8 protein-coding genes and 3 rRNA genes are annotated in these 14748 nt (G+C 66.2%); 10 read left to right on the forward strand and 1 reads right to left on the reverse strand.

Annotated features, from left to right (window positions below):
• Positions 1-47 precede the first annotated feature (47 nt).
• The 10 genes from J2S46_RS27010 (at position 48) to J2S46_RS27055 (ending at position 13753) form a co-directional block, all read left to right on the forward strand.
• Positions 48-1190 (forward strand): ABC transporter ATP-binding protein, encoded by a 1143-nt coding sequence (locus J2S46_RS27010; RefSeq protein ID WP_191292667.1) that lies wholly within the window; start codon positions 48-50, stop codon positions 1188-1190.
• Positions 1187-2128: an ABC transporter permease gene (locus J2S46_RS27015; RefSeq protein ID WP_073927416.1), complete on the forward strand. Its 942-nt coding sequence runs from the start codon at positions 1187-1189 to the stop codon at positions 2126-2128. The genes J2S46_RS27010 and J2S46_RS27015 overlap by 4 nt, the downstream gene beginning before the upstream one ends.
• The gene (locus tag J2S46_RS27020; protein ID WP_073927417.1) at positions 2128-2931 is read left to right on the forward strand and encodes an ABC transporter permease; all 804 of its coding nucleotides are present in this window, start codon (positions 2128-2130) and stop codon (positions 2929-2931) included. Before J2S46_RS27015 ends, J2S46_RS27020 begins: the two co-directional genes overlap by 1 nt.
• A 92-nt stretch (positions 2932-3023) precedes the next feature.
• Positions 3024-4418 carry an NAD(P)/FAD-dependent oxidoreductase gene (locus J2S46_RS27025; RefSeq protein WP_191292668.1) on the forward strand — a complete coding sequence of 465 codons (1395 nt, stop codon included), beginning with the start codon at positions 3024-3026 and terminating at the stop codon, positions 4416-4418.
• A 276-nt stretch (positions 4419-4694) separates the two neighbouring features.
• Complete coding sequence (locus J2S46_RS27030) at positions 4695-5198, forward strand: bifunctional DNA primase/polymerase (RefSeq protein WP_229913130.1); 504 nt, start codon at positions 4695-4697, stop codon at positions 5196-5198.
• A 240-nt stretch (positions 5199-5438) separates the two neighbouring features.
• On the forward strand, positions 5439-6977 hold the full coding sequence (locus J2S46_RS27035; protein ID WP_370882249.1) for a CoA-acylating methylmalonate-semialdehyde dehydrogenase: 1539 nt from the start codon (positions 5439-5441) through the stop codon (positions 6975-6977).
• A gap of 696 nt (positions 6978-7673) precedes the next feature.
• A 16S ribosomal RNA gene (locus J2S46_RS27040) occupies positions 7674-9197 on the forward strand.
• A 287-nt stretch (positions 9198-9484) separates the two neighbouring features.
• Positions 9485-12606, forward strand: a 23S ribosomal RNA gene (locus J2S46_RS27045).
• Positions 12607-12697: 91 nt separating this feature from the next.
• Positions 12698-12814: ribosomal RNA gene (gene rrf / locus J2S46_RS27050) — 5S ribosomal RNA — on the forward strand.
• The 16S, 23S and 5S rRNA genes sit together here, the layout of an rRNA operon.
• Before the next feature lie 78 nt (positions 12815-12892).
• Positions 12893-13753: a phosphatase PAP2 family protein gene (locus tag J2S46_RS27055; protein WP_229913010.1), complete on the forward strand. Its 861-nt coding sequence runs from the start codon at positions 12893-12895 to the stop codon at positions 13751-13753.
• Between the two features lie 215 nt (positions 13754-13968).
• Here J2S46_RS27055 and J2S46_RS27060 read toward each other — a convergent pair whose 3' ends face one another.
• Positions 13969-14532, reverse strand: a complete 564-nt coding sequence (locus J2S46_RS27060; protein ID WP_191291988.1) for a GPR1/FUN34/YaaH family transporter — start codon at positions 14530-14532, stop codon at positions 13969-13971.
• Positions 14533-14748: the final 216 nt, after the last annotated feature.

The following is a 14748-nucleotide window of genomic DNA, read 5'->3' on the forward strand; positions in this document are numbered from 1 at the left end:
CCCCACCTGACGGCATCAGACCCAACGGCAGCAGACAGAGAGAGACCATGACAGACCAGCTGCGCGACTCGGCCGCGGGCGGCGACGTCCGCCTCACCGGCATCGGCAAGACCTACGGCGCCTTCACCGCCGTCCACCCGCTCGACCTGACGGTGCCCCAGGGGTCCTTCTTCGCCCTGCTCGGCGCCTCGGGCTGCGGCAAGACCACCACCCTGCGCATGATCGCCGGCCTGGAGGAGCCCACCAGCGGCACCGTGGTGATCGGCGGCCAGGACGTCACCGCGCTGCCGCCCTACCGCCGGCCGGTGAACACCGTCTTCCAGAGCTACGCGCTCTTCCCGCACCTCGACATCTTCGAGAACGTCGCGTTCGGCCTGCGCCGCCGCGGCCGCAAGGACGTCAAGAAGCAGGTCGAGGACATGCTGGAGCTGGTCGAGCTCGGCCAGTTCGCCCGGCGCAAGCCGCACCAGCTCTCCGGCGGCCAGCAGCAGCGCGTCGCGGTCGCCCGGGCGCTGATCAACCACCCGCAGGTCCTGCTGCTGGACGAGCCGCTCGGCGCCCTCGACCTCAAGCTGCGCCGGCAGATGCAGCTGGAGCTCAAGCGGATCCAGACCGAGGTCGGCATCACCTTCGTGCACGTCACCCACGACCAGGAGGAGGCCATGACCATGGCCGACACCATCGCGGTGATGAACGGCGGCCGGGTCGAGCAGCTCGGCGCCCCCGCCGACCTGTACGAGAACCCCGCCAGCACCTTCGTGGCCAACTTCCTCGGCCAGTCCAACCTGATCACCGCCCAGGTCACCGGTGCCGAGGGCACCGACCTGCTGCTCTCGGCCGGCGGCGTGCGCCTGGCCGTGCCGAAGGCCCGCTGCGCCACCGAGGCCAAGGAGATCTACCTGGGCGTGCGCCCGGAGAAGATCACCATCGCGCACGCCTCGGTCGAGGTCGCGGACAACCGCAACCGGCTGGGCGGCACCGTCGTCGACTCCAGCTTCATCGGCGTCTCCACCCAGTACGTGGTGCGCACCGACGCCGGCCAGGAGGTCGCGGTCTTCGAGCAGAACATGGAGCGCGACGCCCGGATCGTCCCCGGCGCGCCGGTCGTCCTGCACTGGAACCCGGCCCACTCCTTCGGCATGGACGCCGCCCAGGCGATCGACGCGGGCACCGGGGAGGCGGCGGCATGACGTCCACCACCGCCCCCGCGCCGGCCCGGGCGATACCACCCGACGACGCCGCGGCGCCGCCGGCCCGCCGGCCGCGCCGCAAGCTCACCGCGTACTGGCTGCTGCTGCCGGGCATCGCCTGGCTGGTGGTCTTCTTCGCGGTGCCGATGGTCTACCAGGGCTCCACCTCGCTGCAGACCGGCTCGCTGGAGCAGGGCTTCAAGCTCACCTGGCACTTCGCCACCTACTGGGACGCGCTGGGCGAGTACAAGTGGCACTTCGTCCGCTCGTTCTCCTACGCGGCCATCGCCACCGTGCTCTGCCTGGCGATCGGCTACCCGCTGGCGTACACGATCGCCTTCAAGGCGAGCAAGCGCTGGCGCAACGTCATTCTGATCCTGGTGATCGCGCCGTTCTTCACCAGCTTCCTGATCCGCACGCTGGCCTGGAAGACGATCCTGTCGGACGGCGGCCCGGTGGTCGGCGCGCTGAACGCCCTGCACGTCCTGGACCTGACCAGCGCCGTCGGCCTCACCTCCGGCGACCGCGTGCTGGCCACGCCCCTCGCGGTGGTCTGCGGCCTGACGTACAACTTCCTGCCGTTCATGATCCTGCCGCTCTACACCTCGCTGGAGCGGATCGACCCGCGCCTGCACGAGGCGGCCGGCGACCTGTACGCCCGCCCGTTCACGACCTTCCGCAAGGTCACGTTCCCGATCTCGCTGCCGGGTGTCGTCGCGGGCACCCTGCTCACCTTCATCCCGGCCTCGGGCGACTACATCAACGCCCAGCTGCTGGGGTCGCCGAGCGAGCAGATGGTCGGCAACGGCATCCAGAAGCAGTTCCTGAACGTCCTCGACTACCCGACGGCAGCTGCCCTGAGCTTCATCCTGATGGCCCTGATCCTGGGCATGGTGACGGTCTACATGCGCAAGGCCGGGACGGAGGAACTGGTCTGATGTCCCGAATCTTCACGTGGATCCGGTCCCACCTGGTGGTGCTGGCGGGTGTGCTCGCCCTCGCCTACCTGGTGCTGCCGAACCTGGTCGTGCTGGCCTTCTCCTTCAACAAGCCGCAGGGCAAGTTCAACTACGAGTGGTCCGAGTTCTCCACCGACGCCTGGACCAACCCGTGCGGCGTCGCCGACATGTGCCAGTCGCTGTCGCTGAGCCTGCAGGTGGCCGTGCTGGCCACGATCGGCGCCACGGTGCTCGGCACCATGGTCGCCTTCGCGCTGGCCCGCTACCGCTTCCGGGGCCGGGGCGCCACCAGCGCGATGATCTTCCTGCCGATGGCGATGCCCGAGGTCGTGATGGCCGCCTCGCTGGGCACGCTCTTCCTCAACATGCGCATCCCGTTCGGGTTCGTCACCATCCTGATCGCCCACATCATGTTCTGCCTCAGCTTCGTGGTGACAGCGGTCAAGGCCCGCGTGATGAGCATGGACCCCCGGCTGGAACAGGCCGCCCAGGACCTCTACGCCACCCCGGTGCAGACCTTCCTGCGGGTCACCCTGCCGCTCGCCGCCCCCGGCATCGCGGCCGGCGCGCTGCTCAGCTTCGCGCTCTCCTTCGACGACTTCATCATCACCCAGTTCAACTCCGGCCCGACCACCGTGACCTTCCCGATGTTCGTCTGGGGCGCCTCGCAGCGCGGCATCCCGGTCCAGGTGAACGTCATCGGCACCGCGATGTTCATCGCCGCGGTCGCCCTGACCGTCGGGGGCCAGTGGCTCGGGAACCGGCGTAAGGCCGTCGCCTGACCTCCGGTCAGGGACGGGCGGTCCGGGCCCGGGTAGGCTCCCCAGTGTTGCACCGAAATCACCCTCAATGTCCAGAAAGTGGCTGATAATGCATGGACTCCGCCCGCGCGCTCAGTGACGCCAGGCCCACCCCCTTCTGGCTGGAGGACCCGGGCCGGCCGGAGGCACTGCCCGCCCTCGTCGGCGACACCACCTGCGACCTGCTGGTGGTCGGCGGCGGCTACTCCGGCCTGTGGACGGCGCTGATCGCCAAGGAGCGGGACCCGTCCCTCGACGTGGTTCTCGTCGAGGGCAACGAGGTCGGCTGGGCCGCATCCGGGCGCAACGGCGGGTTCTGCGCCGCCAGCCTCACCCACGGCTTCGGCAACGGCCTGCAGCGCTGGCCCGGCGAGCTGGCCGAGCTGGAGCGCCAGGGCGCGGCCAACCTGCAGGCCATCGAGGACACGCTCAAGCGCTACGGCATCGACGCGGAGTGGGAGCGGACCGGCGAGATCGACGTCGCCACCCAGCCGCACCAGCTCGCGGAGCTGCACGAGATCGCCGAGGCCGTCGCCGACCACGGCCTCGAACTCACCGTCCTGGACGCCGACGCTCTGCGGGCCGAGGTCGACTCGCCCACCTTCCTGGGCGGCGTCTGGGACAAGGAGGGCGTGGCGATGGTCCACCCGGCCAAGCTGGCCTGGGGCCTGAAGCAGGCCTGCCTCGGCCAGGGCGTGCGGATCTTCGAGCGGACCAAGGCCACCGCGCTCGCCGAGCACGGCGGCGGCATGGCCGTTCGCACCCCTTACGGCCGGGTCTTCGCCCGGCGGGTGGCCCTCGGCACCAACGTCTTCCCGTCGCTGGTGAAGCGGGTCCGCCCGTTCGTGGTGCCGGTGTACGACTACGCACTGATGACCGAGCCGCTGAGCACCGAGCAGCTGGCCGCGATCGGCTGGCGCGGCCGGCAGGGCCTCGGCGACAGCGCCAACAAGTTCCACTACTTCCGGCTCTCCGCCGACAACCGCATCCTGTGGGGCGGCTACGACGCCGTCTACCAGTACGGCGGCAGGGTGCGGGAGGAGTACGACCAGCGGCCGGAGACCTTCCGGACACTGGCGGCCAACTTCTTCCGCTGCTTCCCGCAGCTGGAGGGGGTGCGCTTCACCCACGCCTGGGGCGGTGCGATCGACACCTGCACCCGCTTCTCCGCGTTCTTCGACACCGCCTACGGGGGCCGGGTCGCCTACGCGGCCGGGTACACCGGCCTCGGCGTGGGCGCCACCCGTTACGGCGCGGAGGTGATGCTCGACCTGCTGGCGGGCGAGCGGACCGAGCGGACCTCGCTGGAGATGGTGCGCAGCAAGCCGCTGCCGTTCCCGCCGGAGCCGGTGCGGTGGGCGGGGATCGAGATGACCAAGTGGTCGCTGGACCGCGCCGACCGCAACGGTGGGCGCCGCAACCTCTGGCTGCGGACGCTGGACCGGCTCGGACTCGGCTTCGACAGCTGACTGCGCCCGGACGGCTCCCGTCCGGCACGGGCCTTCGGGACCCGGGGCGCATCCCTGTACCGGGGGTGCGCCCCGCCGTGCTGTCCGGGCCGCTGTCCGTCCGGCCGCGATCCCGTCCGCCCACGTTCCCGCCCGCCGGGCTCCTGGGGCCGCGGCGCCGAACTGTGCAGAACCCGTGCAGCTCGGCGGAACGGTGTAAGACCCCGGGGCCGGGTCCCTCTCCACGGTGACGGCAGGCAGCGGAACCCGCCGTACCGAACGAGCGGAGGACAGGTCATGGACAGCAAGGGATCGGCCGGGGGACCCTCCGGCGGCTCGGGGGAGCCGCCGTCCGTCGGGCCGTCCGCCGGGCTGGACTGGCTCGCCGAGGCGGCCCCCGACCCGGAGGCCTGCCGACGGGAATGGCACCGCGCCAGCGCCGGCCTGGTGCTGCTGCCGGCCGGCCGGCGCTGGGACGTCCTGCTGGTGGCCGGCTCGCTGGGGCGGCCCGCTCTCGCCGCCCTGGCCCGCCACCCGGGCGGACCGGGCCCGGTGTACGCCGACTTCGGCGACGAGCACCTGGGCTTCCTGGTCCCGGTGGGCACCGCCGCCCGCTGGCTCGGCACCGGGGTGCGGACGGCGGGCAACGGCAGCTGGATCGTCGTCCCGCATCCGGCCGGGCGGGGCAGCGGTGTGCGCTGGCTGGTCCCGCCGGACGGCTCGGGGCGGCTCACCGACCCGGCGCTGCTGGAGTTCGCCCTGCACGAGGCGGCCGCCGATCTCGTCCACCCCTGCCGCTGACGGCCCCCGCAGCCGGGCCGCCCCGCCCCGCCCCTGCTGGGCCGTCCGGCGGACACCCCCGACGACCTGTAAGGCTGAATCGCGGATACCCGTCAGCCTGCTCGTTGAGGCGGGGCGCGGTGCGGACCAGACTGGAGAACGAGCGCGGTAGCCCCGTGATCCCGTCGCCCGGCCGTTCCCGGGCGGCGCCGCACAAAGGGACCGGCGGAGTGCCGCCCGGGACTTCGGAGGCAGACGATCTTGAGCAAGCCCAACGTGACCAAGCACCTCACCCACTGGATCGGCGGCGCGCCCGTCGCCACCGCCGGTTCCGCGCCGCGCCGCGGCGACATCTTCGACCCGGCCACCGGCCAGGTGGCGGGTCACGTCGACTTCGCGGGCATCGCCGAGGTCGACCAGGCGGTCGCGGCCGCGGCCTCCGCCTTCGCCGAGTGGCGCCACGCCTCGGTGGCGAAGCGCACCACGGTGCTCTTCAACTTCCGCGAGCTGCTCAACGCCCGCAAGGACGAGCTGGCCGCGATCATCGTCTCCGAGCACGGCAAGGTGCACTCGGACGCCCTCGGCGAGATCGCCCGCGGCCAGGAGGTCGTCGAGTACGCCTGCGGGATCCCGCAGCTGATCAAGGGCGGCTTCACCGAGCAGGCCTCCACCGGCATCGACGTCTACTCGATCCGCCAGCCGCTCGGCCCGGTCGCCGTCATCTCGCCCTTCAACTTCCCGGCCATGGTGCCGATGTGGTTCTTCCCGATCGCCATCGCGGCCGGCAACACCGTGGTGCTCAAGCCCTCGGAGAAGGACCCGTCCGCCGCGAACTTCATCGCGGAGCTCTGGAAGGAGGCCGGGCTGCCCGACGGCGTCTTCAACGTCGTGCACGGTGACAAGGTGGCCGTCGACCGCCTGCTGGAGCACCCGGACGTCAAGTCCGTCAGCTTCGTCGGCTCCACCCCGATCGCCCGCTACGTCTATGAGACCGGCACCCGCTACGGCAAGCGCGTGCAGGCCCTCGGCGGGGCGAAGAACCACATGCTGGTCCTGCCCGACGCGGACCTCGACCTCAGCGCCGACGCGGCCATCAACGCCGGCTTCGGCGCGGCGGGCGAGCGCTGCATGGCGGTCTCCGTCCTGGTGGCGGTGGACCCGATCGGCGACGAGCTGGTCGAGAAGATCAAGCAGCGGATGGCCACCCTCAAGGTCGGCCCGGGCTGCAACGGCGACTCCGACATGGGCCCGCTGGTCACCGGCCAGCACCGCGACAAGGTCACCTCCTACGTGGAGTCCGGCGTTGCGGACGGCGCGGAGCTGGCTGTGGACGGTCGCAAGCACCCGATCGCCGCCGAGGACGCCAACGGCGCACCGACCGCGGACGGCTTCTGGCTCGGCCCCACCCTGTTCGACCACGTGAAGCCCGGCATGTCCGTCTACAACGACGAGATCTTCGGTCCGGTGCTCTCGGTGGTGCGGGTCGCCTCGTACGACGAGGGCCTGGAGCTGATCAACGCCAACCCGTACGGCAACGGCACGGCGATCTTCACCAACGACGGCGGCGCCGCCCGGCGCTTCCAGCACGAGGTGGAGGTCGGCATGGTCGGCATCAACGTGCCGATCCCGGTGCCGGTCGCCTACTACTCCTTCGGCGGCTGGAAGGCCTCCCTCTTCGGGGACAGCCACGCGTACGGACCGGACGGCGTCCAGTTCTTCACCCGCGGCAAGGCCGTCACCCAGCGCTGGCTGGACCCGTCGCACGGCGGCATCAACCTGGGCTTCCCGACCAACAGCTGAGCCAACCCGCACCTCGCCCTCAGGGCCTGCCGGCCGCGTTCGACGCGGCCGGCAGGCCCTGTTTGCTTCGTCGCCGGGAACGGCGTAGTGTTCCCTAGTCGCTCGGCAGGGAGCACCGGACACGCAGTCAGCGCGGACGGTCCCGGGGCGGCCACTCCATGAACCACCTCCCATCGCATCGTCATGGGTTTTTCGCTTCGGCGTATTCCTGTGCGGTTAATTGGCATGTGTGTGTTTAGCGGATTGGCTTGGATTCGCCTTTCGGGGCGGGGCTGGGCTAGAGTTTGAGTCGTCGGACGGACCGTCAGGTCGGGCCGACGAAACCCTCCTGAAGGCCGGGAAGCACGAAAGGCTCTGGTAGAGTCTGGGAGTGCCGAAAGGCCGAAGGAAAGCAAGGCAGGGAAGCGAAACTCCGGAAAACGGAGCGGAAAACATCTGATAAGCTTGAAACACGAAAGAACGAAGCGCCCGGAGAGTTCACGAGAGTGGCTCGAAGGAAGTGTCCGTTCCTTGAGAACTCAACAGCGTGCCAAAAGTCAACGCCAGATATGTTGACATCCCCGGCCTCGATCTCTGATCGGGGTTGGAGATTCCTTTAGTAACAAAACACTAGCGAGGACGCAGTGCGCGGGGCCGCCCTATTCCGGTGGTTGCCGTGCCGCTCAACGCGAGTGGCCGCTCGATTACGAGCAGACATTCACGGAGAGTTTGATCCTGGCTCAGGACGAACGCTGGCGGCGTGCTTAACACATGCAAGTCGAACGGTGAAGCCCTTCGGGGTGGATCAGTGGCGAACGGGTGAGTAACACGTGGGCAATCTGCCCTGCACTCTGGGACAAGCCCTGGAAACGGGGTCTAATACCGGATATGACCTTCCTCCGCATGGGGGTTGGTGTAAAGCTCCGGCGGTGCAGGATGAGCCCGCGGCCTATCAGCTTGTTGGTGGGGTAATGGCCTACCAAGGCGACGACGGGTAGCCGGCCTGAGAGGGCGACCGGCCACACTGGGACTGAGACACGGCCCAGACTCCTACGGGAGGCAGCAGTGGGGAATATTGCACAATGGGCGAAAGCCTGATGCAGCGACGCCGCGTGAGGGATGACGGCCTTCGGGTTGTAAACCTCTTTCAGCAGGGAAGAAGCGCAAGTGACGGTACCTGCAGAAGAAGCACCGGCTAACTACGTGCCAGCAGCCGCGGTAATACGTAGGGTGCGAGCGTTGTCCGGAATTATTGGGCGTAAAGAGCTCGTAGGCGGCCTGTCGCGTCGGATGTGAAAGCCCGGGGCTTAACCCCGGGTCTGCATTCGATACGGGCAGGCTAGAGTGTGGTAGGGGAGATCGGAATTCCTGGTGTAGCGGTGAAATGCGCAGATATCAGGAGGAACACCGGTGGCGAAGGCGGATCTCTGGGCCATTACTGACGCTGAGGAGCGAAAGCGTGGGGAGCGAACAGGATTAGATACCCTGGTAGTCCACGCCGTAAACGTTGGGAACTAGGTGTTGGCGACATTCCACGTCGTCGGTGCCGCAGCTAACGCATTAAGTTCCCCGCCTGGGGAGTACGGCCGCAAGGCTAAAACTCAAAGGAATTGACGGGGGCCCGCACAAGCAGCGGAGCATGTGGCTTAATTCGACGCAACGCGAAGAACCTTACCAAGGCTTGACATATACCGGAAACGGCCAGAGATGGTCGCCCCCTTGTGGTCGGTATACAGGTGGTGCATGGTTGTCGTCAGCTCGTGTCGTGAGATGTTGGGTTAAGTCCCGCAACGAGCGCAACCCTTGTTCTGTGTTGCCAGCATGCCTTTCGGGGTGATGGGGACTCACAGGAGACTGCCGGGGTCAACTCGGAGGAAGGTGGGGACGACGTCAAATCATCATGCCCCTTATGTCTTGGGCTGCACACGTGCTACAATGGTCGGTACAAAGGGCTGCGATGCCGCGAGGCGGAGCGAATCCCAAAAAGCCGGCCTCAGTTCGGATTGGGGTCTGCAACTCGACCCCATGAAGTTGGAGTTGCTAGTAATCGCAGATCAGCATGCTGCGGTGAATACGTTCCCGGGCCTTGTACACACCGCCCGTCACGTCACGAAAGTCGGTAACACCCGAAGCCGGTGGCCTAACCCGTAAGGGGAGGAGCCGTCGAAGGTGGGACCAGCGATTGGGACGAAGTCGTAACAAGGTAGCCGTACCGGAAGGTGCGGCTGGATCACCTCCTTTCTAAGGAGCACATAGCCGAATGCGAGCAAATGTCTCGCACGGTTGCTCATGGGTGGAACGTTGACTATTCGGCACGGTTCGGTCTCATCGACCGTAAGTACTGCGCTTCGGCGCGTGGAAAGCATCTGATGGGGTTGGGTCGTGTCGGGCACGTTGTTGGGTCCTGAGGGAACGGCCGTATGGTCGTTGCTTCAGTGCCGGTCCTACTTGATGATCCTCGTTTCGGGGGTTTGATGGTGGGTGACTGGTCGTTGTTTGAGAACTGCACAGTGGACGCGAGCATCTGTGGCCAAGTTTTTAAGGGCGCACGGTGGATGCCTTGGCACCAGGAACCGATGAAGGACGTGGGAGGCCACGATAGTCCCCGGGGAGCCGTCAACCAGGCTTTGATCCGGGGGTTTCCGAATGGGGAAACCCGGCAGTCGTCATGGGCTGTCACCCATACCTGAACACATAGGGTATGTGGAGGGAACGCGGGGAAGTGAAACATCTCAGTACCCGCAGGAAGAGAAAACAACCGTGATTCCGGGAGTAGTGGCGAGCGAAACCGGATGAGGCTAAACCTGATACGTGTGATACCCGGCAGGGGTTGCGTATGAGGGGTCGTGGGAAAGTTCTTCAGTCGTCTGCCGGCGGCTGGGTGAGTCAGAAACCGTTGGTGTAGTCGAAGGACATGCGAAAGGTCCGGCGTAGAGGGTAAGACCCCCGTAGACGAAACATCAGCGGCTCACTTGAGCTTCTCCCAAGTAGCACGGAGCCCGAGAAATTCCGTGTGAATCTGGCGGGACCACCCGCTAAGCCTAAATATTCCCTGGTGACCGATAGCGGATAGTACCGTGAGGGAATGGTGAAAAGTACCGCGGGAGCGGAGTGAAATAGTACCTGAAACCGTGTGCCTACAAGCCGTGGGAGCGTCGGACATGCAGCTTGCTGTGTGTCTCGTGACTGCGTGCCTTTTGAAGAATGAGCCTGCGAGTTTGCGGTGTGTAGCGAGGTTAACCCGTGTGGGGTAGCCGTAGCGAAAGCGAGTCCGAATAGGGCGTTTCAGTTGCATGCCCAAGACCCGAAGCGGAGTGATCTAGCCATGGGCAGGTTGAAGCGGAGGTAAGACTTCGTGGAGGACCGAACCCACCAGGGTTGAAAACCTGGGGGATGACCTGTGGTTAGGGGTGAAAGGCCAATCAAACTCCGTGATAGCTGGTTCTCCCCGAAATGCATTTAGGTGCAGCGTCACGTGTTTCTTGCCGGAGGTAGAGCACTGGATAGGCGATGGGCCTCACCAGGTTACTGACCTTAGCCAAACTCCGAATGCCGGTAAGTGAGAGCGTGGCAGTGAGACTGTGGGGGATAAGCTCCATGGTCGAGAGGGAAACAGCCCAGAACACCGACTAAGGTCCCTAAGCGTGTGCTAAGTGGGAAAGGATGTGGAGTCGCAGAGACAACCAGGAGGTTGGCTTAGAAGCAGCCACCCTTGAAAGAGTGCGTAATAGCTCACTGGTCAAGTGATTCCGCGCCGACAATGTAGCGGGGCTCAAGCACACCACCGAAGTCGTGTCATTGCAGCAACAGGGCCAACGCCTGCTGTGATGGGTAGGGGAGCGTCGTGTTCCGGGTGAAGCAGCGGAGGAATCCAGTTGTGGACGGGACACGAGTGAGAATGCAGGCATGAGTAGCGATACAAGAGTGAGAAACTCTTGCGCCGATTGACCAAGGGTTCCTGGGTCAAGCTGATCTGCCCAGGGTAAGTCGGGACCTAAGGCGAGGCCGACAGGCGTAGTCGATGGACAACGGGTTGATATTCCCGTACCCGCTTTGAAGCGCCAACGTCGAACCTCTGAATGCTAAAGCCGCGAAGCCGGCCCGGAGTCTTCGGACAATGGGACGTGGTGGAGCCGCTGACCCAACAGGGTAGTAGGTGAGCGATGGGGTGACGCAGGAAGGTAGTCCAGCCCGGGCGGTGGTTGTCCCGGGGTAAGGGTGTAGGACGTTGCGTAGGCAAATCCGCGCAACACATAGTCTGAGACCTGATGCCGAGCCGATTGTGGTGAAGTGGATGATCCTATGCTGTCGAGAAAAGCCTCTAGCGAGTTTCATGGCGGCCCGTACCCCAAACCGACTCAGGTGGTCAGGTAGAGAATACCGAGGCGTTCGGGTGAACTATGGTTAAGGAACTCGGCAAAATGCCCCCGTAACTTCGGGAGAAGGGGGGCCGGAACTGGTGATCGGATTTACTCCGTGAGCTGGGGCCGGCCGCAGAGACCAGCGAGAAGCGACTGTTTACTAAAAACACAGGTCCGTGCGAAGCCGTAAGGCGATGTATACGGACTGACGCCTGCCCGGTGCTGGAACGTTAAGGGGACCGGTTAGTCGAGATTCGTCTCGGCGAAGCTGAGAACTTAAGCGCCAGTAAACGGCGGTGGTAACTATAACCATCCTAAGGTAGCGAAATTCCTTGTCGGGTAAGTTCCGACCTGCACGAATGGCGTAACGACTTCTCGACTGTCTCAACCATAGGCCCGGTGAAATTGCATTACGAGTAAAGATGCTCGTTTCGCGCAGCAGGACGGAAAGACCCCGGGACCTTTACTATAGCTTGATATTGGTGTTCGGTTCGGCTTGTGTAGGATAGGTGGGAGACTTTGAAGCAGCCACGCCAGTGGTTGTGGAGTCGACGTTGAAATACCACTCTGGTCGTGCTGGATGTCTAACCTGGGTCCGTGATCCGGATCAGGGACAGTGCCTGGTGGGTAGTTTAACTGGGGCGGTTGCCTCCTAAAGAGTAACGGAGGCGCCCAAAGGTTCCCTCAGCCTGGTTGGCAATCAGGTGTTGAGTGTAAGTGCACAAGGGAGCTTGACTGTGAGACCGACGGGTCGAGCAGGTGCGAAAGCAGGGACTAGTGATCCGGCGGTGGCTTGTGGAAGCGCCGTCGCTCAACGGATAAAAGGTACCCCGGGGATAACAGGCTGATCTTCCCCAAGAGTCCATATCGACGGGATGGTTTGGCACCTCGATGTCGGCTCGTCGCATCCTGGGGCTGGAGTAGGTCCCAAGGGTTGGGCTGTTCGCCCATTAAAGCGGTACGCGAGCTGGGTTTAGAACGTCGTGAGACAGTTCGGTCCCTATCCGCTGTGCGCGTAGGAATATTGAGAAGGGCTGTCCCTAGTACGAGAGGACCGGGACGGACGAACCTCTGGTGTGCCAGTTGTCCTGCCAAGGGCATGGCTGGTTGGCTACGTTCGGGAGGGATAACCGCTGAAAGCATCTAAGCGGGAAGCCTGCTTCGAGATGAGTATTCCCACCTCCTTGAGAGGGTAAGGCTCCCAGTAGACGACTGGGTTGATAGGCCGGATGTGGAAGCCCTGTAAGGGGTGGAGCTGACCGGTACTAATAGGCCGAGGGCTTGTCCTCAGTTGCTCGCGTCCACTGTGTTGTTCTGAAACAACGACCCCGCATGTCCCGGGCCACGGGATCGTGCGGTGCGGTGACAGTTTCATAGTGTTTCGGTGGTCATAGCGTGAGGGAAACGCCCGGTTACATTCCGAACCCGGAAGCTAAGCCTTACAGCGCCGATGGTACTGCAGGGGGGACCCTGTGGGAGAGTAGGACGCCGCCGAACAATCATTCCAAAAATGCCCCCTCCCGTTCGGGAGGGGGCATTTTTGCGTTAACGTCTCCCCAGCACAACCTGAGCTCGGTGGAGGCGCGTCCAGTGCAGAACCTGACCCTTACGTGGCAGACAGCCGGCGGAGCCTCGGTCGCCCTCCTCGCCGCGGGGTACGCGGCCAAGCGGCTGCGGCGGCCCTCGCTGGGCAGCATGCTGCGGGAGGCCGGCATCCTGCTGGCGCTCTTCGCGCTCTGGCAGCTGGTCGGCCGGCTCTCGCTGATGAGCGCCGACCACGCGCTGGACCGGGCGGCCTGGATCCATCGCACCGAACTGGCGCTGGGCCTGCCCGACGAGGCCGGCTGGCAGGCCGCCGTCACCCCGTACCCGGTGGTGGTGAAGGCCGCCAACTACTACTACGCGTCGATGCACTTCGCCGTCATGATCGCGGTGCTGCTCTGGGTATTCGTCCGCCATCGCTCCCGGTACGCCTGGGTGCGGACCACGGTGGTGCTCACCACGGCCGTCTGCCTGGCCGTCCAGTTCATCCCGGTCGCGCCGCCCCGGATGCTGCCGGAGAGCGGCTTCGTCGACGTCGCGGCCGAGTACGGGCAGTCCGTCTACGGAGGAGCGGTAGGCGGAGTGGTGGTGGCCGCGCAGCTGTCGGCGATGCCGTCGGTGCACGTCGCCTGGTGCGTCCTGGCGGCCGTCACGGTGATCGTGGTGTCCCGCAGCGCGTTGCGCTGGCTGATCGTCCTGCACCCGCTGGTCACGGTCTGGGTGGTGGTGGTCACCGCGAACCACTTCTGGGCGGACGGGCTGGTCGCGCTGGTGATCCTGGCGCTGGCCTACACGGCGCAGTGGGCGGTCCGGCGGTACCGCACGGCTCGCCTGGCGGCCCGGGAGGCCGTCGAGCCGCGTACGGCACCGCGAGGGGCGCCCGTACGGCACTGAGGGCGTGGGCGGCGGCCCGGCCGAGCCTGGCAGGCCTGTGCGGTCAGCGGCCGGGCAGGCCCGCTTCGAGCCGGCACACCCGTGGGCCGGGCCTCTGGACGAGGCCCGGCCCACGGTTCGTTCGGCGGCCGTGGCCGGCGCGGGGTATCCGTACCGGCCACGGTGTCCGGTCGGGCGGGCCGACCGCTCCTCGCGGCGCCCGCCGGCCGGCCGCGCTACTTGACCGGCAGTGCCGCCCGGCCCCACCCGCTGTTGGTCAGCGCGGCGGTGGCCCAGTACCAGGCGACCAGGCCGGACGCGGCGGCGAGCCAGCCACCGACCTTGGCGAGTCCGCCGGAGCTCCCGAGGACGGCGATCGCGGAGACCACCAGGGAGACCGTGAGCAGGCCGTACACGGCGCGGCTGAACAGGCCGGAGTTCCAGCCGGCGGCGGTCAGCGTGAGCGCCAGCAGCGCCCACAGCAGCAGGAACAGGCCGGCGGCGTTCTTGCCCGCCCCGCCCGCCGCCGACCAGGTGGCCCAGAAGGCCCCGAGGCTGGTGAAGGCGGTGCCGGTGAAGCCCTCGCCCGAGCGGAGCTGCCAGAGGCCGGCGACGAACAGGGTCAGCCCGCCGACCAGGTGGGCGAGGGTGGCCGCGTCCTTGGCACCGGTGCCGCTGAAGATGCCGGTGGAGAGCAGGCCGTAGGCGAGGAGGGTCAGGCCGAGTGCGAGATATCCGAGGGAACCGGCGTCGGCTCCTGAGGACCGGGCGTTCTGCGCCCCGGTAGCTTCGTTGCTCACCGGAGGCTCCTTTCACTCTGGGCGCGCCTGAGGCGCTGTCAATGCGAGCGATGAGGTGGCTGCGCGTGGCCGGCCGAGGGCGCACGGAAAATCGACGTGCGAACGGCTGCGGTCAGTGAAGTGCCAACGGCGTAGCCGCTGGTCGGTGTCCCCTCCGGGGGATTCCCCGGTGAATCCGGTGTACCCGGCCGGTGGCCGCTTGTACCCTTGTGAATG

The organism is Kitasatospora herbaricolor (assembly GCF_030813695.1).
Taxonomy (GTDB): domain Bacteria; phylum Actinomycetota; class Actinomycetes; order Streptomycetales; family Streptomycetaceae; genus Kitasatospora; species Kitasatospora herbaricolor.

Coding starts and splice junctions, on each gene's coding strand:
- J2S46_RS27010 (WP_191292667.1), top strand. CDS start 48: ATGACAGACCAGCTGCGCGACTCGGCCGCGGGCGGCGACGTCCGCCTC.
- J2S46_RS27015 (WP_073927416.1), top strand. CDS start 1,187: ATGACGTCCACCACCGCCCCCGCGCCGGCCCGGGCGATACCACCCGAC.
- J2S46_RS27020 (WP_073927417.1), top strand. CDS start 2,128: ATGTCCCGAATCTTCACGTGGATCCGGTCCCACCTGGTGGTGCTGGCG.
- J2S46_RS27025 (WP_191292668.1), top strand. CDS start 3,024: ATGGACTCCGCCCGCGCGCTCAGTGACGCCAGGCCCACCCCCTTCTGG.
- J2S46_RS27030 (WP_229913130.1), top strand. CDS start 4,695: ATGGACAGCAAGGGATCGGCCGGGGGACCCTCCGGCGGCTCGGGGGAG.